We start from the raw sequence: 21,791 nt of genomic DNA, 5'->3' as shown, positions 1-21,791 counted from the left end.
CCTCGGCGAGCAAATGGCCCGCCACCGTGGCCAAGCCACAACATCGCGAGAACTGCATACAGCGGGGCCTTTTCAGGCCCCGTATGCTTTTGAGGAGGAGAAACATGGGAAAGCAGCCAGAGAAGAAAGCGGTCACCACACCAGACAAGCTCTTTGTCTTCGGTCTTGATGAAGAAGGAAAACCACGGGGCGCTCGGTTTCCCGAGTTCAGCGAAAAAGTCGCTAGTGCTGCGGCGCAGATGAAGCTGGCATCCGTGCACCCGGCGTCGCCAGCAGTCACCGAGATCGGCATGAAGCTGCCCGCGGGGAGGTTATATGCGAGCGGCAAGGCGTTCGTGCCGCCGATCCGCCGCGACCTCCTCGGCAAACTCAAAGCAGCGCTCAATACGGCCGGTGACGAAAGCCGTGTCCACCAGCCCGCGCCATCCCCTGAAAAGGCCAAGGCGACGGACCGCGTTGTTGCTGCTGGCCTGCCGCGCACGTGGGACAGCATCGCAGTCGGCCAACTGGTGCTCGTCGAGGACGATGACCCCGGGTTTGGGTGGTGGCCTTGCTTAGTGACCAAGCGGGAGAACCAGGTTTTGACACTTCAGCTTCGCGACTACCCGGACAAGGGCACCTACGTCCGGCATATCGCCCAGGTGGGGCTTGTAAACCCCGGTCCAGAATAACCAGCTCGCTTAGCGCCAAGCCCGGACCAAGGCCCGGGCTTCGACACCTATCCCTGCCTGACGCTCAGCAGACGCGAGCCCAGGCCCATCAACCAACAGACATCATGGAGAACAACCATGTCCCCGCACACGGACACGGACCGGATACGCGTGCTCAACGACGAGCTTCGCAAGCACCTTCTCGGCGGCGGCGCCGTCATCACGGCCGGCATCGCCGAGCTGGGCCCGGAGGCCGTGGAACGCCTAGTCAAGACAATTGCCGTCTTTGACGACTTTTGCCACGCCAACGATCCCCACGAAGAGCATGACTTTGGTGCTTTTGACTTTGACGGCACCGCCGTGATGTTCAAGATCGACTATTTTGATAAGTCGCTCAACTTCCGCTCACCCAACCCGGCAGACCCCGCCGTAACCGAGCGGATCATCACGATCATGAGGGCAGACGAGTACTAAAGTCTCAATAGACCCCGACAAGAACCTTCACTGCTCGCTCACGAGTTTGACGAGCGGCACCGACAAAGCCTCAGCAATTTGAGCCATTGCCATAAGGCTGGGGTTACGCCGACCTCGCTCGATTCCGCCGATGTAGGTCAAATCCAAGTCGGCTTCGAACGCCAATTTCTCTTGGGTCATTCGGCGCTGCTGACGAATACGCCGGACATTCTTGCCAACAATGACGCGCCAATCCTGCATTGCTGGATGGAGCATCATCGGGCATATAGTCTCTAGGGACTATATTCCATATTAAGCGAGAATCTGGGGTCGAAGCGAGGGCAACTTCCAACACCTTCACTAGAACGAGGAACACCAACGTGACTGAAGAGCTTTCTGCACCACCGCCGCTGCCGGATATTGGGGCCGCCAGCCAGCCCGGGCCAAACGAGTGGCACTACGTCGTAAACGGCGCTCGGCGAGGCCCGACGACTGCGACGACCATCAAGGACCTCCTGAACAAGAAAGAGATTGAGACCGACACTCAGGTTTGGCGAAAGGGTATGCCTGAATGGAAACCCCTCCGAGAGAGCGACCTAGGTGAACTTGTAGCTGCCGAGCCACCCGCCATTTCGTCGAAGCACATCGGCAACGGTTACGTCTGGACGCTGGCCTTCTTGCCTTTCGTTATCGGGGTGATCGAGGCTGTGGTGAGCGCCAGTAATCAGGACGCTGCAGTTCGCTCGCTAGCACTTGGATTTCCGTATCATCCGAGCAGAGGATTGCCGTTCCAGGTGCCCCTCGCGGTCAACGCCCTTTTGGGCTGGCTCGATGATCGCAGACTACAGCAGGCGGGCTACGGCTCTCGGGTAACGCGGATAACGGCCGTGCTGCTCGCGCCGGTCTACCTGTTCCTTAGGGCAAAACGGCTGAAGCAACGCCCCTACTATGCGGTGGCGTGGATCATCAGCATGTTCGCGGGATTTCTCATCTACGCATCCGTTGAAGGATAGCGCGGGGCCTCGTCGGGTCCGGCATCCACCTATTACGTAACTCACACCAGAGATCACAAATGTTGAAATGGATTGCTCTGCTCTCAATGTTCGCGTGTTCGTCGGCACTTGCTCAGACGCCGCCGCCCGACCCCATAGCGGTCATCCGTGCTCAAATCATGCAGCACTGGTTTCCCGCTCCACAAGTCAACCTCAACTATGCTGTCAGTTTCGACTTGGATCGAGACGGTAGAATTATCGGTCAACCGGTGGTCGCCGCAACAAGCTACGATCAAGGCGGCTCCGCAGAGAGCCTGAAATATGCCATCCTGGGCGCGCAGCCGTTCTTTTTGCTTCGCCCGGACGACTACGAAAGCTGGAAGCACGTCACGACCAGCTTCACTCGGACGGATAAAAAATTAACGGACATTTACGCCTTTACAAAAAGGGATATTTTGGGAGTTGCGACCGGTATGCCCGAAGCTGCGGCAAAGGCCGCGATGGCTGAAAAAGAATGTAGCATCTCGTCGCCAAAGCCAGCGATGTTGGAGTGTACGAACGCCAAGGGCAATCGGCTTGCCGCCCGATTGACCGAGAACATGTCGCCCAACGTGGTGACAGCCATATCCTACATCTTCCAATCCGGCGCACCAGCCCCGGAACTCGTCGGTTTAATCTCCGCCCAATTTCATACCCGGCCATTTAACCGAATTTGGCACCTCAGCAACTTCTCGACGATGGAGCTTGATCAGTACTCCAGCGAACCGCGATCCTCGAACTCTCCAATTCCATCATGGGTGCTCACTATCAACGAGCCTCGATTTTTGGACCAAGATCGGGATGCCCTCCTAGAGAAGCAAAGGGCTGCGGTGCCGCCTCCAAAGTTCTAACGCACAGTTTTATGCAGCGAAGAGGGAATCTAGGCTACCTCGTCGCCGCGACCGCTGGGGGTTATGATGGGCCAAAGAGAAGAACCTTCGGGGGCAGACCAAGTCTACGTCCTCGGTTTGGATGACAATGGAGATCCTCGCGGTGCTCGGTTCATCGTCCTGAGGGACAGCATCGTCTCCGCGGCTATGGACATGAACTGCCGCATCCTGATCCGTCAGCCTCCCGAGGTGAGCGCGCTCGCCAGAAAACTGCCGCTGGGCTACGTGCTCGGCACCGGCAAGACGGTCAGCTTGTTGATCCCGAGAATTGGACCCAGTCTTTACCGACAGGTTTTGGAAGCCGCGCGGATCGCTAGAATTCATGAAGAAACCAGAATCGCTGCTGCTATTTCGACGACCGTGCATTGAGTTTTTTTCGACCAGCGATACGCTAAAAACATCATTTGAGAGCGCCTCAACAGCTACGACTCAATGCTAACGTTGAGACAGGTATTAGTAGAGGATCCGCGCGCTGCTTTCGGGCCGTCCTGCCTGACACGAACCACAAGCAAAAGAGCTGCCGGGTACGAGCACTGGAATACAGCTCCCCCCAACGCGTCCCGGCCACCAAGCGCCGGCGATTCGCGCGATGGCACGACGGACGAGCTGGATGTGCCCGCCAAGCCGCGCAAGCGAAGAGGAAGCGGCGACGGTTACGCCGTGATTACCCAGAGGGGGACTGGACTGATTGAGAAACCATGCCCTGCCTTGTTCACGAACTCACGCAAAGACGCCGGTCATCGTGATGACCGGCGTCTAAGAGCGCCTGTTCGGTTTACAAGTTTCAAATTCGCTCAGAGCTGATCGTCTTTTCTGCAAATGATCGCCTAAAGCGAATGGGCCGATATCAGAATTTTCGCCTTGAGAAATCGGAAATATCCATTGGAGCATGGGCGGGACGCAGTCGGGTTCTCGACCGCTCGGTCCCACCTCTGTAAATGGCAGCCCCCTGATCGAACGGCCATTTCTGGCGACCGTGTCCGGACAAAAAAGGCGGGCTTGAAAGCCCGCCTTGATTGACGACTTACATTTCCGCCAACTCCATGGCGGCTCTATAAACAGTAACACCTTCGTAGTTGCCTAGACCGAATCTTTTACCACAAAGCGGGAGTTATCTCGGGCTTTCTTGGCTACATCGATTCCACCTGAAGACCTTGCAAGCTGGCACAGTCCGTCTTCTTTCCCGCGGTACTCCAGCAATCCCAACGCACACTTCCCAAAGAGGTGGACCACGAAGGACGCCACCTCATCAACCGCTTCTCCGTTGGCTCCCAAAAACTCCGAAAGATCGTCAGCAAGCGTCGAGAACACCACCGGAGCCTCGATCCGTTCAAGTTCGCTTGGAATTCCGTGTCCCTTCACACCGACGTCTATTTCCAGGTGACGCGAGGGCTTCCAGTATCGAACCTTGCGTCCGCCGCACTTCTCACCTCTGGCGATACCGCGACGTGCTAGGCATCTCATGATTAGGTGCATTCTATTAAATCGCGGCAGATCCGCATACTCAGGGTCGTGCCTCAACAGGCTGATGTCGAGAACATTGGCGATCTCAGCAACGATGGCGTCAACTCTAACTTTCATTTCGTGCTCCTTGTTGGCCGCAACATCGCGGCTGGACAGGAAGCATTTACAAGATCACCTGAACTGCTCCCCGCTTGATAGCTCACCCGTGCGGCAGAGACTTCTCTTCCCCCTGGCAGATTCGCAATCCTGCAACAAGAAAAGCCCCACCGTTGCCGAAAACGGTGGGGCTCTGATCGTCGCGTTGTCGAGGACAATACGCCACCTCCGACTGGCGCCAGAGTCCCTCGCTGCTCAGGAGCCAGCCTGAATCAGGTGGCCCATCGTCGGCAAGTCGATCAACTGAGGTGTAGCGTTCGTAAAGCCATCGTTCGTGTGATCGACAAAAACGGATTTGTTATCGAGTGACGAGCACGTCATAACTGCCATTGCCGCGCAGGATTCTTTCAACTTCGGAAAGTGGCGATGTTTTCACCGTCATTAGCCACTGCATAGAATTAGTGCGCTTTGCGATGGCGCTCGAGCCACTCTGGTTAGCTTTACATGTTCTACACTGCACATGCCGCTACCGCGGCCGCTCCTTCTGAGACGGCTAATGAGAGAAAGCGCCCCCTATTCAGTCTAGGACTCGTCCTCGACCGATGTTTTAGGCGTCCTCCTCAGAGGCTGTCGCGGACCAGTCTGTGACTGAGGATCACAGGGAGTCGCGGACAAAGTCGAACTTGTAAACCTGAGAAGTTTGTAGCGGACCTGGCCCCCACGCCACTGGACGCCATTCAGAACGCAACAGCTTTCGCAGGTGTAACAATGAAATTCGACTTCCGCGGCGCAGCACTGAAAGTTAACCAGGAGGATTTTCCTGCAGGATTTGAGAGCTCCAGAGAGGCTAGGATAGCGCGCCAACGACTTGGGACGGCCCTGGAGCAAGGCGGAGAAAGTGGTCGGCGACTAGCTTACCTTTTGGGGAACTGCGGCTTGGGGCCGTGTCGGTCGGCAGCCTGTCCAACTTGCCGCCGCCATTTCCGACTCTGGTGGGGCTCGGAAATCAGCAAATACGTGGCGATTGATCCAGACTACTGGTTTACGGTGAGCATCGTCCCACAAGACCTGTTCTTCGCCATCGGAGAGCTTAACCGGTTCAATTGGGATCATATCAAGGATCGCCTCCGGAAGCAGATTGCGCGAAACTTCGCCGGCGACGTAATCGCGGTCGGCGCTTTTGACTACGCCCTTCAGATATTTGACGATGGCCGCCATCCCAAATGGCGTCCCCATATTTACTTACTGTTCCAAGGTGGTGCGAAAAACCAGATCGAGCGCAGCCTTGGTAGGTATTATCCGAACGATGACGACACTCCGAGGCCCATCGTCGTCACTCCTCAACGGACAAACGATGAGGATCGGATAAAAACAGCCACCTACAGCTTCAAATCGAGCTTCTATCAGCGGGTTCCTATAATAGATCGTCGGGGCAATGCCGACACAGAAAAAAGACCGCTGGAGCAGGCTCAGGAAGCTGAGCTAGCGCTATTATTGCATCGGCAAGGTTACTTGGGCCGCATAATACGCTACGGCCGTGATGATGCCTTTCCGTTGCTGACAATGAGGTAAATTATAGCGCGCCAGATTTGGACGAAGATGGCGCAAGTCGAAGATGACGCAAACCGACTAGTGGCTCTGCACAGTGATTTTGACAGGTTGGGTCCGGCGGTCAGATTAGCTCCGGCAGGAGTTTCGGATCAACGAGGACCTCGATGCTGCGAGGCGTCCTTGGCTGCCGTCTGATGAGGCGGGCGCGTTCCAGTGTCAGGACCATCTGGTGAACCGTAGGCGGGCTGACGCGGAAATATTCCTGCATGTCGGTTTCGGCCGGGGGCCTGCGATGCAGCCGGGTATAGAGGTGGATAAAAGCCAGATACTGCCCCTGCGTGGGCGTGAAGGGTTTTGTCGAAGGACTCACGCCGGCCATCCGATTCAGTTGTTCGTGCGTGCCTCGAACGAGGAGGCACGCCATGAATGTACGCTATCGGGTCGAACTCAGCCAAATCGAGCGCACCGAACTGAGGGCGCTGCTCAGCGGCGGCAAGCATGCGTCCCGCAAGCTCAAGCGAGCGCAGATTTTGCTGGCCGCCGATGCCGAGACCAGCGACGAGGAGATCGCAAGGAGCGTCGGCGTGAGCGGCTCGACCGTGTACCGGACCAAGCGACGCTTCGTGGAAGGCAATCTGGAGCGGGCGCTGAGCGAAGAGCCGCGTCCCGGGGCGGAGCGCAAACTCACGGGCAAGGAAGAAGCCTTGCTGGTGGCGACAGCCTGCGCCAGTCCGCCAAGGGGCCGTGCCCGCTGGACGCTAAAGCTGCTGGCGGGTGCGATGGTCAAGCTCACCGAACACAAGAGCCTGTCGCACGAGACGGTTCGGCGGCGCCTGGCCGAGAATGCCCTCAAGCCCTGGCGCAAAGACATGTGGTGCATTCCGCAGGTCGACGGCGAATACGTCGCCCGCATGGAGGATGTGCTCGACCTCTATGCCGAGGCACCCGACTCCAGGCGGCCAGTGGTGTGCTTCGACGAAAGCCCGGTGCAACTCATCGGCGAAACGCGTCAGCCCATCCCGGCCAAGCCCGGCAGGCTCGAACGTTACGATTATGAGTATCGTCGCAATGGCACGGTCAATCTCTTCGTTCTCCTCGACGTGCATCGTCCCTGGCGCAAGGTCAAGGTCACCGAGCGGCGAGCGGCAAGGGATTACGCCCAATGCATGCGTGATCTCGTCGACATCCATTATCCCGACGCCGAGATCATCCGGGTCGTCCAGGACAATTTATCGACCCACTCCGCCGGCGCCCTCTATCAGGCGTTCCCGCCCGCCGAAGCCAGGCGGATTTTGCGACGGCTCGAGTTCCACTATACCCCAAAACACGCAAGCTGGCTCAACATGGTCGAGATCGAAATCGGCGTCCTGCGGGGCCAGTGCCTGGATCGCAGGATCGACGACCCTAAGCGACTGCGCCGCGAAATCACCGCCTGGGAACGACAACGAAATGCCGCCCGCTCCCGCATCAAATGGATGTTCACAACAGACAAGGCTCGCGCCAAAATGGCTGGCGCCTACCCCGCCACTTCCAAAGAGTCATAATCCCTGTGACGAGGTACTAGCCTATTGGCCTGGGGCACAAGACAATAATATCGGTTGGGCTGTGTGGTCCATCTAGCGTTATCGTCGTCGCTTAGCTTTGGACCACACAGGAATTGACGAGTCGTAGTGTGGTGAAGGGTCAAGGGTTCGCTTTAAGCGAAGCCTATAATACTTCAGTCACCCCAATCCTCCTCGGATTCGACTGCCGACGCCGCATGTGCAACCTTTTGCATTACGATTTTCTCCACCGCAAACGCCGTCACGGTGCCCGCGGTCTTACGCACATAACCTGTCATTGTTATTTTGGTACCGCTGAATGGATCTAGCTTAGCTCGCAATGCAGCCGGCAGGCCAAATTGAATCGGCGAATCGAGGTCAACAATCTCTGCCTCGGCCGATCTTTCTTGACTTTCTTTGCCCGCTTCTATTGCCTTGGGCCAGTCATCAAAATCTTCAGCACCGCTAGCGCGCGCGGGGCGCTTCTTACGTGGCTGCTCCTGCGCCGCGAGCCTTGCCAGTTTCTCAATTCCTCCGTGTTCGGCTACGGCTTCAGAAATCTTGTCGAGCGGAACATCAAGTCGCTCCACCACATATCGCAAGGCTCGGGCTCTTTTTGATGCCATCTTCCTCGCCTGCTCCGTCTCCGCCTCACAGACAAAGATCAACGCGGCATAAACAACGTCTCTCGCGCCCATTTCTTTCCGGAAGCGCGTTTTGAGTTCATCGTCTCGCTCGATTGTGAAGGCAATTTTCATTGCCTCGCCCATCACCTTATATTCGGCGATCCGGTACCCTTCCGCCAAGCTTCGGTGTTTATCTCTCGCACGGTTGAGTTCGATCATGACGTCGTCAAACAAACATACCGCTGTTGTTGACTCTCGCGCCACGTTCGACGCGCCCAAGTTGATTTCAGCCATTTTTGGTACCCATGGACATAGGTCTCCACTCCGCTCAATGGAGAGCGGAAAAGATCAGTTTCGGGTAAGCCTGAGGTTGAGTGGACTTAGCAATCGGCCTCTAGTTGCAGGCCCAATGCCTGCCACGCCGAGCGCGAAGCACATTCGAACATCAGTCTTGGGTGAATCTGAAATTTAGTGGATTCCAACGGTCGGCCGCGAGTTGCAGGATACTGCCTGCCGCGTCGAGCCGCGAAGTACCATTCAGGAAACGTCTTCGCGGGCACTCGTTGTCTGCTGAGCGAACCATCGCGGTCCGCCGGCAGATGCTCAACCACCTGTCTGCTATCGTGGCTAAGACTAAGATCAGGGACTTGACGCCCAATCGGCGCTCAACGCTGATCCGTGACCCGAATATTAGTCGAAAACGCAATCTGGTCAATAAGAATTGCCTTAGTTTGCCCTTAGCGCAAACGATGACCGGCACCGAATTTGGTACTCAGTTTTGGGGCCGAGAGATCGGATGAAGGCGCACTTGCGCTAACTTTTGTTGTTCGTTGACGTTCGCGAATGGTCGCACACGGTCATCGCAATGCGGCGCTGAGAAGCTAGAAGAGCATGCCGCGGAGATGCGACGAGGCCCGAGCGATCCGGCTTGCGTCGGTTGAAGCATCGAAACTTGAATTTCGCTCGATCATTGTATAGATTGTGAGGTGAAGCGGTCGCTTTAGCCCCGCTGCTACTTTCTACACCACACCCAAAACTCAAAAGACAGCCCCGTATTCGACTGTTCGCTGTCCAGTCTTCAACTGAAGTCTATCGGACTTCGGAAGACGTTTGGGTATGGACGATAGTCTTGTTGCTAGCCGGCTCGCGCCTGACGCGCCACTCCGTCTTTCCATCGCCGCAAAGTTGGCTTTTCCCGACGGTTCGATGACGGCATCGGGCCTGCGGCGCGAAGCCTTGCGCGGTCGGCTGCAAGTGGAACGTATTGCGGGCAAAGACTACACCACTCTGGAATCCATCAATGAAATGAGGAAGCTATGCCGCGTCCAAGCAAGGGAGCTCGGCTCTACAAACGTAAGCCCAGATATAGAGACGGCAAGGTCGTCCACCAAGCCGTCTGGATCATCAAAGACGGCGATCGCCATATCGCCACAGGATGCGTTGCGAGCACGTCTGAAAAAAAGCCGCCAGCAAAAGCAGAGCAAGCCCTAGCAGACTACATCGCTCGTAAGTATCAACCCGAACGGCGCCGCCAAGACATTGAGGACATCGATTGTGCTGATGTCCTCTCGATTTATCTGACCGACATTGGCGAGCCCGGCGACCAGTTCGAGGTCGAGGCCCGAATTGAGCGACTCAACGAGTATTGGGGTGGCAAGAAGCTGGCGCAGGTTAATGCCCAGACTTGTGCAGGCTACACCAAGCATCGTGGCAGTCCGGGTGGTGCTCGCCGTGACCTTGAGACACTGCGCGCCGCGATCAATCACCACGCAAAGGAAGGCTTTCACCGCGGCATGGTGCGAGTGTCGCTCCCTCCCAAAGGTGAGGCCCGCGACCGATGGCTGACTCGCAAGGAGGCCGCAGCGTTGCTTTGGCATTGTTGGAGATATCGCGAGAAGCAGACGATCCACTCGGGAACGTCGAAGGGCGGCCCGGTCGCCACGAACCGAAGGCCTCTGCGTCATATCGCGCGGTTTATCTTGATCGGCCTGTATACTGGCACTCGGGCAGGCGCGATCGCATCGGCGTCGCCATATGCGATAACTGGGCGTTCGTACGTGGATCTGGAGCACGGCATTTTTTATCGTAAGGCCATTGGCAAGCGCGCGACAAAGAAGCGACAGACGCCAGCCCCCATCCCGCCTCGGCTGCTCACCCACCTTCGGCGTTGGTGGAACCGTAAGCTGATCACAGAGTGCTTTGTTGAGTTCAACGGCAAGCCGGTAGCTTCGGTGAAAAAGGGCTTCAAGACCGCCGTAAGGCTTGCCCGCCTGCCAGGGAGGGTCACACCCCACACCCTGCGCCATACAGCTGCGACGTGGCTCATGCAGCGTGGCGTGCCAATCTGGGAGGCGGCAGGGTTCCTGGGCATGTCACCCGAGGTCCTGCAGGACACTTATGGCCATCACCACCCGGACTTCCTCCAGGGGGCGGCTGCGGCCATTGGTCAAAAGAGCCGGTACGTTTCGGTGGCCGAAACGGTGGTCAACTTGACCGAGGATCGAAATCAGAAGAAAAAGCCTAATGATTTCTGGTCGGAGTGGCAGGATTCGAACCTGCGACCCCTGCGTCCCGAACGCAGTGCTCTACCGGGCTGAGCCACACTCCGACAAGAAGGCGGCTTATAGCGTCGGGTTTGACGCACCGCAAGCGGCCGGCATGAGGAATTTTGTCCCTGTGAAAACGGGTCTTGAAACGCTGATTTTACCGGCCGGCGCGGCCGGCGCGGAAGCTGCCGCCCGGATTTTGGCCGCCGGCGGGCTGGTCGCGTTTCCGACCGAGACGGTCTACGGGCTCGGGGCGGACGCCGCCAATGCCACCGCGATCACCCATCTTTACGCCGCCAAGGGGCGGCCGGCCTTCAACCCGCTGATCGCCCATGTCGCCGATCTCGCCGCCGCGCGCCGGATCGGGCGTTTCGACGCGCGTGCGTTGAGGCTTGCGGAAGCGTTCTGGCCGGGGCCCCTGACGCTGGTGGTGCCGAAGACGGATGACTGTCCGGTGGCTGAGTTGGCCACCGCCGGGCTCGACACGGTCGCGATCCGCATTCCTGCCCATCCGGTGGCGGAGGCGATCCTGCGCGCCTTCGGCGGGGCCTTGGTGGCGCCGTCCGCCAACATCTCCGGCCATGTCTCGCCGACGCTGGCAGCCCATGTCGAAAGCGACCTTGCCGGGCGGATCGACCTGATCGTGGACGGCGGGCCTGTTACGGTCGGCGTCGAATCGACCATTGTCGGCTGTTTCGACGTCCCGATGCTGCTCCGCCCCGGCGGGCTGTCGCGCGAGCGGATCGAGGCCGTGCTCGGCGCGCCGCTGGCGCGGCCACCCGTAGAGGCCGAGAGCGACGACAGCCAGCCGCTGGCGCCGGGCATGCTGGCCTCGCATTACGCGCCGCGCGCCAGCGTGCGGCTCAATGCGCGCGATGTGGCAGCTGGCGAAGCGCTGCTGGCGTTCGGCCCCGATCGCCTGCCGGGCCTGGAGGCCGCCGCCGCCGTCATGAATTTGTCGCCCGCGGCTGATCTCGATGAAGCCGCCACCAATCTGTTCGGCTATCTTCGCGCCCTCGATGCGAAGAGCCCGCGAGCGATCGCGGTGATGGCGGTGCCGGAAGAAGGACTTGGCGAGGCCATCAACGACCGGCTGCGCCGGGCCGCGGTCGCCCGATAGCGCATGATCCGGAAAAGTATGCAGCGGTTTTCCGATAAGATCATGCGCAAGAGATAAGAGCGAACAAGAGACAAGAGCATGAACGTCAATAAATCTGCCACCCCGCCGCTTGCGCCAGAGCTGATCGAACAATTCCGCAAGATCGTCGGCGACCGACATGCCATCACCGACGCGGCCGACATCGAGGCCTACGTTACCGAGGAGCGCAACCTGTTTCACGGCCGCTCGCCGCTGGTCCTGCGCCCGGGCTCGACGGCGGAGGTCTCGGCGATCTGCAAGCTCGCCTCCGCGCACGGAATCGCGCTGGTGCCGCAGGGCGGCAACACTGGGCTCGTCGGCGGCCAGACGCCGCACAACGGCGAAGTGGTGGTGTCGCTGCGCCGGCTCGACAAGATCCGCGAGGTCGACACTGCCTCCAACACCATGACCTGCGAGGCCGGCGTCGTGCTCCAGGTCGCGCAGCAGAAGGCGGCCGACGTGGACCGGCTGTTTCCGCTCTCGCTCGGCGCCGAAGGAAGCTGCACCATCGGCGGCAATCTCTCGACCAATGCCGGCGGCACCGCCGCGCTCGCCTATGGTGTTGCGCGCGAGATGGCGCTGGGGCTCGAGGTGGTGCTCGCCGACGGTCGCGTGCTCAACGTGTTGTCGAAGCTGAAGAAGGACAACACCGGCTACAATCTGCACAACCTCTTCATCGGCGCGGAAGGCACGCTCGGCATCATCACCGCGACCACGCTCAAGCTGTTTCCGAAGCCGCGGGCGATCGAGACCGCCTTCGTCGGGTTGAAATCGCCGGCGGCGGCGCTGAAGCTGCTGACCATCGCGCAAGGCGAAGCCGCGAACGCGCTGACGAGCTTCGAGCTGCTGTCGGAGATGGCGGTCGACTTCTCGGTCCGCCACGGCATCGACGTGCGCGACCCGCTCGAAGCAAAACATCCCTGGTACGTGCTGATGGAATTGTCCTCGCCCGGCGACGATGCCCGCACGCCGCTGGAGACGATCCTGACCCGCGCCATGGAAGACGAGATCGTCGACGACGCCGTGATCGCGGCCAACCTCACCCAGCGCAACGGCTTCTGGAAGCTGCGCGAGGAGATGTCGTCGGCGCAGAAGCCGGAGGGCGGCTCGATCAAGCATGACATCTCCGTTCCGGTCGCCGCCGTGCCCGCCTTCATCGACGAAGCCAATGCCGCCGTCGTGAAACTGATCCCCGGCGCACGGCCGGTGCCGTTCGGCCATCTCGGCGACGGCAATCTGCACTACAATGTCAGCGAGCCCATCGGCGCCAACACCGCGGATTACCTGGCGCGCTGGCACGAGATGAACGCGGTCGTGTTCGAGATCGTGCTGCGCATGGGCGGCTCGATCTCGGCCGAGCACGGCATCGGCGTGCTCAAGCGCGACGAGTTGCCCGAGGTGAAGGACAAGACCGCGATCGAGCTGATGCGGTCGATCAAGGCGATGCTCGACCCGCTCGGCATCATGAATCCGGGGAAGGTGCTGTGAGCGTCTCACTTACGATCGATGCGATCACCGACGCCGATGTCGAGCCCCTCGTCGCGCTGTGGCAGCGCTGCGGCCTGACGCGCCCTTGGAACGATCCGCATGCCGACATCGCGCTGGCGCGGCGGCGCGACAATTCCACCGTGCTGATCGGCCGCGATGGCGGCGCGATCGTCGCCACCGCCATGGTCGGCCATGACGGCCATCGCGGCTGGGTCTATTACGTCGCGGTCGATCCCGATGGGCGCAAACGCGGTTATGGCCGCGTCATCATGGTCGCGGCCGAGGACTGGCTGCGGCAGGCCGGCATTTTGAAGCTGCAACTGCTGGTCCGCCGCGAGAACGCGCAAGCCAATGCGTTCTACCAGTCGCTGGGTTTCGAGGAATCGACCTCGGTGATGTTCCAGAAGTGGCTCGACGGCCGCGCTTCCACAACGTAGCTGGAAAACAGCAATGACCATTTCCGACCGCGTCCGCATCAAGGACGTCCGCGTGCTCTCGGACGGCTGGACCACGCTGAAGACCACGACGTTCGAGTACCAGCGCGCCAATGGCGAGTGGCAGACGCAGCACCGGGAAACCTATGAGCGCGACAACGCCGCCGCCGTGCTGCCGTATAACCGCGCACGGCGTACGGTGATCCTGGTGCGCCAGTTCCGCCTGCCGGCCTTTATCCGCGGCTACGACGATCTCCTGATCGAAGCGGCCGCCGGCGTGCTGGACGATGCCTCCCCCGAGGTGCGCATCCGCGCCGAGGCCGAGGAGGAGACCGGCTATCGCCTGCACCACGTCCACAAGGTGTTCGAGGCCTTCATGAGCCCCGGCGCCATCACCGAGAAGCTGCATTTCTTCGTCGCCGAATACGAGCCGGAGATGCGGGTCAGCGACGGCGGCGGCCTCGAGCACGAGGGCGAGGACATCGAGGTGCTGGAGCTCTCGATCGACGAGGCCTTGGCGATGATCGCGGATGGACGCATCATCGACGCCAAGGCGATCATGCTGCTGCAATACGCGGCGCTGCATATTTTCAGGTGAGTTACGCTTTCTTCCTTCTCCCCCTGTGGGAGAAGGTGGCGCGAAGCGCCGGATGAGGGGTATGCGTCCGCAAATTCAGAAAAAGCGGGCTCGCGGAAAGATACCCCTCACCCGTCTCGCCGCTCCGCGGCGAGCCACCCTCTCCCACAAGGGGAGAGGGGAAGACAGCGCAATCGGCTCCACTAAGCCTGCAATTCTGCCCTGCGCCGCCCCGCCCCGGTTGAGCTACCCCAAAACTATCTCTAGTCTGGTCCCAACCAAGAACCAGGAGACGCGCCCCATGTCCGCTTCGCGCGACGACGAATTCGGCTTTGCGCCCGACTATGACTCCCCCGTCCCCTATATGCAGCGCACGCGCGAATATTACACCGCGATCGGCTACACCACGCCATATCGCTGGGCGCATTACACCGAGGCGCCGTTCCAGCCGCTGAAAAAACCGCTGGCGCAATCGCGCGTGACGATCATCACCACGGCCGCGCCTTACGATCCCACCAAGGGCGACCAGGGCCCGGGCGCGGCGTATAATGGCGGGGCGAAATTCTACCAGGTCTATGACGGCGACACCTCGAAGCAGCACGATCTGCGCATCTCGCACATCGGCTACGACCGCAAGCACACCACGGCGACCGACAACGGCACCTGGTTTCCGTTGCCGCAGCTCTTGAAGGCATCTGCCGCAGGCCGCATCGGCGAGGTGAGCCAGCGTTTCTTCGGCGCGCCGACCAACCGGAGCCATCGCGTCACGCTCGACACCGACGCGCCGGAAATCCTGGCGCGCTGCCTCGCTGACAAGGTCGATGTCGCCGTGCTGGTGCCGAACTGCCCGGTCTGCCATCAGACCACCGCACTGGTGGCGCGGCATCTCGAGGCCAACGGCATTCCGACCGTGGTGATGGGCTGCGCCAAGGACATCATCGAGCATGCCGCCGTGCCGCGCTTCTTGTTCTCGGACTTCCCGCTCGGCAATTCGGCGGGCAAGCCGCACGACGTCGCCTCGCAGGCGCAAACACTCGAGCTCGCGCTGACGCTGCTGGAAAGCGCGAGCGGGCCGCAGACCACGATGCAGTCGCCGCTGCGCTGGAGCGAGGACGCGTCCTGGAAGCTCGACTACAACAATGTCGCGCAGCTCTCGCCCGAAGAGCTGGCGCGCCGCCGCGCCGAATTCGACAAGCAGAAGGAGATCGCGCGCGGCAACCGCGCCGCCTGACGTCCTCCGACAACAACAAACAATGGGGAGAGCGACGTGACGCGACCGTTCGAGGGCGTGAAGATTCTCGACTTCACGCAAGTGCTGGCCGGCCCCTATGCGAGCTACCAGCTCGCGCTGCTGGGGGCAGATGTCATCAAGGTCGAGCGGCGCGAGGGCGAGGACATGCGCCGCACGCCGCTCAGCCGCGAATGGGCCGAGCGCGGACTGGCGCCGGCGTTCCAGGCCATCAACGGCAACAAGCGCAGCCTGACGCTCGATTTGCAAAAGCCCGATGCGATCGCGATCGTGAAGAAGCTCGTGATGCAAGTCGACGTCGTCATGGAGAACTTTCGCCCGGGCGTGATGGACAAGCTCGGGATCGGCTATGAGGCGCTGTCGGCGATCAATCCAAAACTGATCTATTGCGCCGTGTCCGGCTTCGGCCAGACCGGCCCGGACCGCCTGCGGCCCGGCTATGACGGCAAGATGCAGGCGCTGTCGGGCATCATGGCGATCACGGGCCATCCCGAGACGGGGCCGACGCGCGCGGGCTTTGCGGTGTGCGACGTGCTCTCGGGCGCCACGGCCGCATTCGGCGTGTCGAGCGCGCTGTATCAGCGCGACCGCACCGGCAAGGGACAGCTCATTGACGTCTCGATGCTGGAGGCAACGATGGCGTTTCTCTCGGGGCAGATCGCGGACTGGTCGGTCGCCGGCCATCGCCAGCAGCTGTCGGGTAACCAGGCGGTGAGCCGTCGGACCACGGCAAATCTGTTCAAATGCGGCGACGGCCACATCCTGCTCGCCGTCAACAACGAGAAGCAGTACCGCGCGCTGATGTCCGCGCTCGGCCGCGAGGACACGCTGTCGGACCCGCGCTTCACCGACTGGTTCGCGCGCAACGAGAACGAGAGCGCATTGCGCGCCATCATCGAGGAGGCGCTGGCGGCCAGGCCTGCGCGCGAGTGGGAGACAATCCTGGAAGATGCCGGCGCGCCCTGCGCCAGCATCTGGAAGGTCGAGGAGGTCATCGATCATCCGCAAATCCAGGCCCGCGGCGCGATCCAGGAGCTGGATACGCCCTACGGCCGCCTGCGCTTTGCCGGCAGCGGCTTCAAGCTCGCCCATGGCGGCGGCCGGCTGGACCGGATGGCGCCGGAATTGGGTGCGGATACGGATGCTGTGCTGGGCGAGCTGGGATTTGATGCAGCGGAGATCGCGGCGCTCAGGGCAAAAGAGATCGTGTAGATCGCGTAGGGTGGGCAAAGGCGCAACGCGCCGTGCCCACCGTCTATCCACTTGCTTGAAACACGATGGTGGGCACGCTTCGCTTTGCCCACCCTACGGCACCGCCGCCTAGAACAACGACCCCTGCCCGTCATCTGACGAGCTAGCAGCAACCTTCCGCGCGACCTTCTTCGGCTTCGCAGCCTCTGCCTCTGCCTCGGCCTCCATCTCCTCCGCGCTGATCGGCAACACGAGCTGATCGTCGTCATTGGCGACGCGGTTGACGCGGGTGGAGACCGGGTGCCAGGCGAATTCACCGATGCGCGGGGTGGACATCAGCGGCAACACCGCATCGACATCGTCGCCGCGGCTGTCGAGCCAGCGCTCGAAATCGCGCGGGCTGATGGTGACGGGCACGCGGTCATGCAGCGCGGCGAGATCCTCGCCCGCCGCCGCCGTGACGATCGCGACGGTGTCGAGCTCCTCACCGTTCGGCCCGACCCAGGTCTCGAATACCGCAGCGAAGCCGAGCGGCTCGCCATCGGCGCGGTGGATGAAGAAGGGTTGCTTGCGGCCGCCCTCCGTCTTCCATTCATAATAGCCGTCGGCGGGAATCAGGCCGCGGCGCCTCCGAATCGCGTTCTTGAAGGCGGGCTTTTCCAGCACCGTCTCGGAGCGCGCGTTGATCAGGAGCGTAAATCCCTTGGGATCCTTGACCCAGCTGGGCAACAATCCCCAGCGCATCAAGCGGAAATGGCGCGCGCCGTTCTCGAGCAGCACGACTGGAATCGGTTGTGTCGGCGCGACGTTGTACCGTGACGGGAAATTCGGCTGCTCGATGTAGCCGAACAGTTGCCGTAAAGCCGCGGGGGCCGAAGTTATGACGAAGCGTCCACACATCCTTGGCGATCTATATAGGGTCCGTTCAGGTCGTTTTAACCCCGAACGCTAACACTGCGGCAGATGAGCTCAAAGGCCTCCCAACCCGCGCGGACGCATGTACAGACGGGCCCCGAGGCCGCCGCCTGGGCCGAGCGGCTGCGCGTGGCCAACATCAACCCGCGAACCGGGCTTGCCACCGACTATCTCAACCATTTCAATGAAGCCGTGATGCTGCTGGAAATGGTCCCGGACATGCCGGAATGCGCCGAAGATTTTTTGACCTGGTCGCCGCTGTCCTATGCCGAGCATTTCACCGCGTCGAATTTCAAGGCACGGGATCTGGCCATCGAAGCCTATGAGAAGGCCGATCCGAACGTGCGCGCCCAGTTCGACCACATCACTGATACCATGACCTCGATCCTGACAGCGGTCGGCTCGGCCATGCGCGAGGTCGAGAAGGATACGACCCGCGTCCGCCTCGCCGAGCAGGCCACGCTCTGGGTCAAGCCGCTGATCGCGGCCTGCGGCGGCATCATCAATGGCGGCGCGGAAGCCGACGTCGACACCATCATGGCGAATTGAGCCAAGGGCTGTTGAAGGGTCGTTGAAGATATGCCTGCGGTCATCCAGCCCACCCACCCCCAGATCGCGGTCAGCGCCGCCATCTTCCGCGACGGCAAGGTGCTTCTGACCCGCCGCGCCCGCTCGCCCGCCAAGGGGTTCTATTCGCTGCCCGGCGGCCGGGTCGAGTTCGGCGAATCGCTGCACCAGGCGCTGGCGCGCGAGGTCGACGAGGAGACCGGGCTCGCCATCGAAATCATCGGCCTCGCCGGCTGGCGCGAGGTGCTGCCGACCGCCCCCGGCGCCGGCCATTACCTGATCATGTCCTTTGCCGCCCGCTGGGTGGCCAAGGAGCCGGCTCTCAACGACGAGCTCGACGATTACCGCTGGATCGCCCCCGGCGCCCTGGCGAGCCTCGGCGACCTCAAGCTGACCGGGGGGCTGGAGGAGGTCATCCTGTCGGCCGCCCGGCTGATCGGGCCCTGACTGCCCCGTCTTGCGTCCTCCGCCCCGAGGGGGCATACACCCCGCCGATGTCCACGCGATTTCTGGCCATTTTTGCCCTGATTCTCGCCTGCGCCTCCGTGCCCACGAGGGCCCAGGACGTGGCGGCGCCGTTTGACGCCGATTTGCAGCGGCTGGCGGAGATTTTGGGCGGCCTGCACTATCTGCGCGGCATCTGCGGGTCCAACGAGGGCAACAAATGGCGCAGCGAGATGCAGGCGCTGATCGATGCCGAAACCCCCTCGGGCGAGCGCCGCACCCGCATGATCGCCGGCTTCAACCGCGGCTATAACGGCTTCCAGCAGACCTATCGGAGCTGCACGCCGGCCGCGACGGTGGCGATCCGCCGCTATATCGAGGAAGGCTCGAAGATCTCGCGTGATCTCACCGCGCGTTACGCGAACTGATTTCTCTTTCCGTCATTCCGGGGCGCGCGAAGCGCGAGCTACGATGCGCAATTGCGCATCTGAGAATCCATCGGGCCACCAACTCTGACGCACGATGGATTCCGGGCCCGCGCCTGTCGGCGCGTCCCGGAATGACGAGAGATGAACGCGAACGCGCATCTGGAACCCTGTCATCGACTTTGTTCACAGCCGTTAACCGTTCCTAAAGATGTGGCCTAGCGGGCGTTAATACGCGTGCTACACCTTTCGTACAGCGCATCGCCGTGGATCGCGCCCCAGCCCTGATCGAGTTTCATGAGCCATTCAGTGTCCTACGCCCCCGCCCGCGCGCCGCTGCCCGATCACGAGCAGAAACAGGCCGCGCTGAGCTATCTCAACGAGGCCTGGGCCGAAGCGCGCCATGATGGCGTCGACGGCGACTGCCTGGCGCAGGCGAGCCTGTTTGCGGCATTCGCCGAGCTCGTCGGCACCTACGGCGAGGATGCGGTGGCGAAATTCGTCGAGGGCTTTCCGGGCCGCATCCGCAACGGCGAATTCTCGGTCACTCTCGCAAGGCAGTAAGCTGCTTGCGAAAAATGACCCCGCCACACGGGCGGGGCCAGTCTACGGATGAATGACCTGGCGAACGGGACCTGGCGAACAGGTTCGCGAAGTCTGCTGCGTTTATCGCACGGAAGCCGCCTCCCCCGGACTAGCATTAGTCTCGCGATGACCGGGAGATATTCCCACTACGATCGGGAATGCACTCCCTCCTCCCTCACGGCGCGACCTTGAGCGTCGCTTTCATGTTGGGATGATAGCGGCAGTAATAATCGACTGTTCCCGCCTTATTCAGAACAAACGTTGCCGACTTCTTCGGTGGCAGCATTACGTCGAAATCGCCGTTCTTCGCCGTGGCGGTGTGCGCGAACACGTCCTTGTTGATCCATTCGATGGTATCACCGACCTTCGCGGACGTTTCGGCCGGTGAAACCACGAGATTTTCCATTGTGATCTGAATGGTCGCGGCGCGCGCCGGGACGACGATCGACAGCAAGACGACCGCAAGCGCGATCGAAGCGAGGTGTCCCGGCTTCATCCCACACCCCCTATTTCAGCTCGGCCGCGACATGCTCGGCGTGCTGCTGATGGCCCTGAAAAATCTTCAGGCCGGTCTGCAACAGGCTCTTGAGCTCGGCATTGCCGGCGGACGGGATGAGCTGGGTTTCCAGCGCGCCGTTGACCGCCTTGTGGTAGGCGACCTCGTTCGCGACATAGGCCTTGTCGAAGGCCGCGCCGCTCAGCTTGTCGAACTCAGCCAGCTTGTCGCTCGCCTGCTTCGACAGCGCCTTGCTGGTATCGTTGTCTTCAGGCGTAACGTTCAGCTTCTTGACCAGCGCCAGCGCCTGCTTGTTGACCGCCTCGTGGTCGCGCAGCATGTCCTCGGCAAACGCCTTGACGTCCTTGTTCTTGGCCTTTTTCTGCGCCTGCTTGGCCGCGTTGATGTCGATCACGCCCGCTGTGTAGGCGATGTGAGCGATCTGCGGATCGGTGGGCTTGTCGGCTGCGCCGGCGCCCCGAAGCAGCGCGGGGCTCGACAACAGAATTGCCGCGGCGATCGCCGCGCTCCATCGGGTGGACATGTTTGAAACTCCTGTGCTGCCGGACGGTTTGCCGGCGTTGCTTCACAGGCATTGGATGGGATTTTCGCGCAAACGTTCCCGAAAAACTTCAGCCGCCGCTGCCGAGCCGCTTCAGCACCGATACGGTCAGCCGCTCGCAGCGCCACCCGGCGAACGGGAAGGCATCCATCACCACCGGACCGATCTCCTTCTCGACGTTCTCGCGCAGCATGGTGCGCGCACGGTGCAGCCGCGTCTTCACGGTCTCGGGCTTGACGCCGAGCAGATCGGCGGTCTCCTCGATGTTCATCCCCTCCATGACGCGCGCGACGAAGACCATGCGGAAGACATCCGGCAGTTCGTCGATTGCGCGTTCGACGACGCGCTGGATTTCACGTTGGGCCATGGTCCTTTCCGGATCGCCTGCGGGAGAAACGGGAAATTTTATGATCTGCGCGTCGAGCGCCTCTTCCGGCAGAGCGCTGAGCTCGACATGCGGCTTGCGGCTTCGCGCCCGGCCAAGCGCCTCGTTGATGGCAATGCGCGACAGCCAGGTCGACAGCCCGGACTCGCCGCGAAAGTCGTCCAGATGGGTAAAGGCCCGGACATAGGTTTCCTGCACCACGTCCTCGGCTTCGCTGTCGCTGCGCAGGATACCGCGCGCAAGACGGTAGAGCCTGCGGTTGTTGGCCTGCATGATCTCGCGCAACGCGGCCTCGTCACGGCCCCGCGCGCGGTCGATCAGTTCGGCTTCCGATGCTCTGGCGCCGGCGGACAGGCCGGCTGCGGTCCGCTGCATGGTGGTCACCTGTTTCCATTCGTTCCGGACATTGGATGCGGGCCCGCGATAAAGGTTCCCGACTTTCTTCCTTACACTCCCCCTCCTTCCTTACCCTCCCCTGGAGGGGGGA

General features: G+C 61.2%; 26 protein-coding genes, 1 tRNA gene and 1 pseudogene. 19 read left to right on the top strand and 9 right to left on the bottom strand.

Translation table 11 applies throughout. From position 1 onward, the window contains the following. Positions 1 to 104 precede the first annotated feature (104 nt). Both CT676_RS29445 and CT676_RS29440 read left to right on the top strand, forming a co-directional pair. Positions 105 to 671 carry a hypothetical protein gene (locus tag CT676_RS29445; protein ID WP_135215933.1) on the top strand — a complete coding sequence of 189 codons (567 nt, stop codon included), beginning with the start codon at positions 105 to 107 and terminating at the stop codon, positions 669 to 671. Between the two features lie 117 nt (positions 672 to 788). Beyond that, entirely contained in the window at positions 789 to 1,124 is a 336-nt protein-coding gene (locus tag CT676_RS29440; RefSeq protein ID WP_135215932.1) for a DUF3768 domain-containing protein, read from the top strand. A 27-nt stretch (positions 1,125 to 1,151) separates the two neighbouring features. Here CT676_RS29440 and CT676_RS29435 read toward each other — a convergent pair whose 3' ends face one another. Further along, positions 1,152 to 1,382 carry a helix-turn-helix transcriptional regulator gene (locus CT676_RS29435; protein ID WP_193560914.1) on the bottom strand — a complete coding sequence of 77 codons (231 nt, stop codon included), beginning with the start codon at positions 1,380 to 1,382 and terminating at the stop codon, positions 1,152 to 1,154. 101 nt (positions 1,383 to 1,483) lie between these two features. Between CT676_RS29435 and CT676_RS29430 the strand changes: the two genes are divergently transcribed. From CT676_RS29430 to CT676_RS29420, 3 genes are all read left to right on the top strand, one after another. Next, a complete protein-coding gene (locus CT676_RS29430; RefSeq protein ID WP_167768199.1) occupies positions 1,484 to 2,116 on the top strand; it encodes a DUF4339 domain-containing protein in 633 nt (210 codons plus the stop codon). A 59-nt stretch (positions 2,117 to 2,175) separates the two neighbouring features. Further along, entirely contained in the window at positions 2,176 to 2,985 is an 810-nt protein-coding gene (locus CT676_RS29425) for a hypothetical protein (protein ID WP_135215930.1), read from the top strand. Between the two features lie 192 nt (positions 2,986 to 3,177). Next, positions 3,178 to 3,393: a hypothetical protein gene (locus CT676_RS29420; protein WP_135215929.1), complete on the top strand. Its 216-nt coding sequence runs from the start codon at positions 3,178 to 3,180 to the stop codon at positions 3,391 to 3,393. 711 nt (positions 3,394 to 4,104) lie between these two features. Here the strand turns inward: CT676_RS29420 and CT676_RS29415 are convergent. Next, positions 4,105 to 4,605 (bottom strand): hypothetical protein, encoded by a 501-nt coding sequence (locus CT676_RS29415; protein WP_135215928.1) that lies wholly within the window; start codon positions 4,603 to 4,605, stop codon positions 4,105 to 4,107. Between the two features lie 747 nt (positions 4,606 to 5,352). Between CT676_RS29415 and CT676_RS29410 the strand changes: the two genes are divergently transcribed. Both CT676_RS29410 and CT676_RS29400 read left to right on the top strand, forming a co-directional pair. Beyond that, on the top strand, positions 5,353 to 6,156 hold the full coding sequence (locus CT676_RS29410) for a hypothetical protein (RefSeq protein WP_135215927.1): 804 nt from the start codon (positions 5,353 to 5,355) through the stop codon (positions 6,154 to 6,156). A 401-nt stretch (positions 6,157 to 6,557) separates the two neighbouring features. Further along, entirely contained in the window at positions 6,558 to 7,679 is a 1,122-nt protein-coding gene (locus tag CT676_RS29400) for an IS630 family transposase (protein WP_063981152.1), read from the top strand. Between the two features lie 173 nt (positions 7,680 to 7,852). Here the strand turns inward: CT676_RS29400 and CT676_RS29395 are convergent, their stop codons facing one another. Further along, entirely contained in the window at positions 7,853 to 8,596 is a 744-nt protein-coding gene (locus CT676_RS29395) for a hypothetical protein (RefSeq protein WP_135215926.1), read from the bottom strand. 822 nt (positions 8,597 to 9,418) lie between these two features. Here CT676_RS29395 and CT676_RS45420 point away from each other — a divergent pair. Then, positions 9,419 to 9,793: an excisionase gene (locus tag CT676_RS45420; protein ID WP_244623300.1), complete on the top strand. Its 375-nt coding sequence runs from the start codon at positions 9,419 to 9,421 to the stop codon at positions 9,791 to 9,793. On the opposite strand, the gene CT676_RS46300 is transcribed toward CT676_RS45420, so the two are convergent. Beyond that, positions 9,790 to 10,089: a hypothetical protein gene (locus CT676_RS46300; RefSeq protein WP_343287550.1), complete on the bottom strand. Its 300-nt coding sequence runs from the start codon at positions 10,087 to 10,089 to the stop codon at positions 9,790 to 9,792. The two genes, CT676_RS45420 and CT676_RS46300, sit on opposite strands and share 4 nt — an antisense overlap. 6 nt (positions 10,090 to 10,095) lie before the next feature. Between CT676_RS46300 and CT676_RS46295 the strand changes: the two are divergent. Further along, positions 10,096 to 10,659: pseudogene (locus CT676_RS46295) on the top strand (tyrosine-type recombinase/integrase); the annotation flags it as partial. Between the two features lie 174 nt (positions 10,660 to 10,833). Here CT676_RS46295 and CT676_RS29380 read toward each other — a convergent pair. Continuing rightward, positions 10,834 to 10,910 (bottom strand) — tRNA-Pro (locus tag CT676_RS29380). Between the two features lie 68 nt (positions 10,911 to 10,978). On the opposite strand from CT676_RS29380, the gene CT676_RS29375 reads away from it, so the two are divergent. The 6 genes from CT676_RS29375 to CT676_RS29350 all read left to right on the top strand — a co-directional run bounded on the left by CT676_RS29375 (position 10,979) and on the right by CT676_RS29350 (position 16,946). Further along, positions 10,979 to 11,968: an L-threonylcarbamoyladenylate synthase gene (locus CT676_RS29375; protein WP_167768198.1), complete on the top strand. Its 990-nt coding sequence runs from the start codon at positions 10,979 to 10,981 to the stop codon at positions 11,966 to 11,968. A gap of 78 nt (positions 11,969 to 12,046) precedes the next feature. Next, on the top strand, positions 12,047 to 13,474 hold the full coding sequence (locus tag CT676_RS29370; protein WP_085398459.1) for an FAD-binding oxidoreductase: 1,428 nt from the start codon (positions 12,047 to 12,049) through the stop codon (positions 13,472 to 13,474). After that, positions 13,471 to 13,911: a GNAT family acetyltransferase gene (locus CT676_RS29365; RefSeq protein ID WP_085398460.1), complete on the top strand. Its 441-nt coding sequence runs from the start codon at positions 13,471 to 13,473 to the stop codon at positions 13,909 to 13,911. Before CT676_RS29370 ends, CT676_RS29365 begins: the two co-directional genes overlap by 4 nt. 13 nt (positions 13,912 to 13,924) lie before the next feature. Then, on the top strand, positions 13,925 to 14,506 hold the full coding sequence (locus CT676_RS29360; protein WP_085398461.1) for an NUDIX domain-containing protein: 582 nt from the start codon (positions 13,925 to 13,927) through the stop codon (positions 14,504 to 14,506). A 280-nt stretch (positions 14,507 to 14,786) separates the two neighbouring features. Beyond that, positions 14,787 to 15,716, top strand: coding sequence for a glycine reductase (locus tag CT676_RS29355; RefSeq protein WP_085402582.1), 930 nt, complete (start codon positions 14,787 to 14,789; stop codon positions 15,714 to 15,716). Positions 15,717 to 15,752: 36 nt separating this feature from the next. Further along, complete coding sequence (locus tag CT676_RS29350) at positions 15,753 to 16,946, top strand: CoA transferase (RefSeq protein WP_085402581.1); 1,194 nt, start codon at positions 15,753 to 15,755, stop codon at positions 16,944 to 16,946. 108 nt (positions 16,947 to 17,054) lie between these two features. Here CT676_RS29350 and CT676_RS29345 read toward each other — a convergent pair whose 3' ends face one another. Then, positions 17,055 to 17,825: an SOS response-associated peptidase gene (locus CT676_RS29345; RefSeq protein ID WP_135215924.1), complete on the bottom strand. Its 771-nt coding sequence runs from the start codon at positions 17,823 to 17,825 to the stop codon at positions 17,055 to 17,057. A 63-nt stretch (positions 17,826 to 17,888) separates the two neighbouring features. Here CT676_RS29345 and CT676_RS29340 point away from each other — a divergent pair, with 63 nt between their 5' ends. The 4 genes from CT676_RS29340 to CT676_RS29325 all read left to right on the top strand — a co-directional run bounded on the left by CT676_RS29340 (position 17,889) and on the right by CT676_RS29325 (position 19,840). Further along, positions 17,889 to 18,389, top strand: coding sequence for a hypothetical protein (locus tag CT676_RS29340; protein ID WP_028152167.1), 501 nt, complete (start codon positions 17,889 to 17,891; stop codon positions 18,387 to 18,389). A 30-nt stretch (positions 18,390 to 18,419) separates the two neighbouring features. Further along, entirely contained in the window at positions 18,420 to 18,854 is a 435-nt protein-coding gene (locus CT676_RS29335) for an NUDIX hydrolase (RefSeq protein WP_085402579.1), read from the top strand. 47 nt (positions 18,855 to 18,901) lie between these two features. After that, positions 18,902 to 19,279, top strand: a complete 378-nt coding sequence (locus tag CT676_RS29330) for a TIGR02301 family protein (RefSeq protein WP_011085347.1) — start codon at positions 18,902 to 18,904, stop codon at positions 19,277 to 19,279. Between the two features lie 294 nt (positions 19,280 to 19,573). Beyond that, on the top strand, positions 19,574 to 19,840 hold the full coding sequence (locus CT676_RS29325) for a hypothetical protein (protein WP_014497305.1): 267 nt from the start codon (positions 19,574 to 19,576) through the stop codon (positions 19,838 to 19,840). Positions 19,841 to 20,036: 196 nt separating this feature from the next. Here the strand turns inward: CT676_RS29325 and CT676_RS29320 are convergent, their stop codons facing one another. The 3 genes from CT676_RS29320 to CT676_RS29310 all read right to left on the bottom strand — a co-directional run bounded on the left by CT676_RS29320 (position 20,037) and on the right by CT676_RS29310 (position 21,679). Beyond that, positions 20,037 to 20,357 carry a cupredoxin family copper-binding protein gene (locus tag CT676_RS29320; RefSeq protein WP_085402578.1) on the bottom strand — a complete coding sequence of 107 codons (321 nt, stop codon included), beginning with the start codon at positions 20,355 to 20,357 and terminating at the stop codon, positions 20,037 to 20,039. A 10-nt stretch (positions 20,358 to 20,367) separates the two neighbouring features. Further along, positions 20,368 to 20,901: a DUF4142 domain-containing protein gene (locus CT676_RS29315; RefSeq protein WP_085402577.1), complete on the bottom strand. Its 534-nt coding sequence runs from the start codon at positions 20,899 to 20,901 to the stop codon at positions 20,368 to 20,370. Between the two features lie 88 nt (positions 20,902 to 20,989). Then, complete coding sequence (locus CT676_RS29310) at positions 20,990 to 21,679, bottom strand: RNA polymerase sigma factor (RefSeq protein ID WP_085402576.1); 690 nt, start codon at positions 21,677 to 21,679, stop codon at positions 20,990 to 20,992. Positions 21,680 to 21,791 lie beyond the last annotated feature (112 nt).

Origin of the sequence: Bradyrhizobium sp. MOS001 (assembly GCF_004634465.1) — a bacterium.
Lineage (GTDB): Bacteria > Pseudomonadota > Alphaproteobacteria > Rhizobiales > Xanthobacteraceae > Bradyrhizobium > Bradyrhizobium barranii.
Note: the sequence above shows the minus strand (reverse complement) of the source record. Positions and strands in the feature narration are given on the sequence as shown.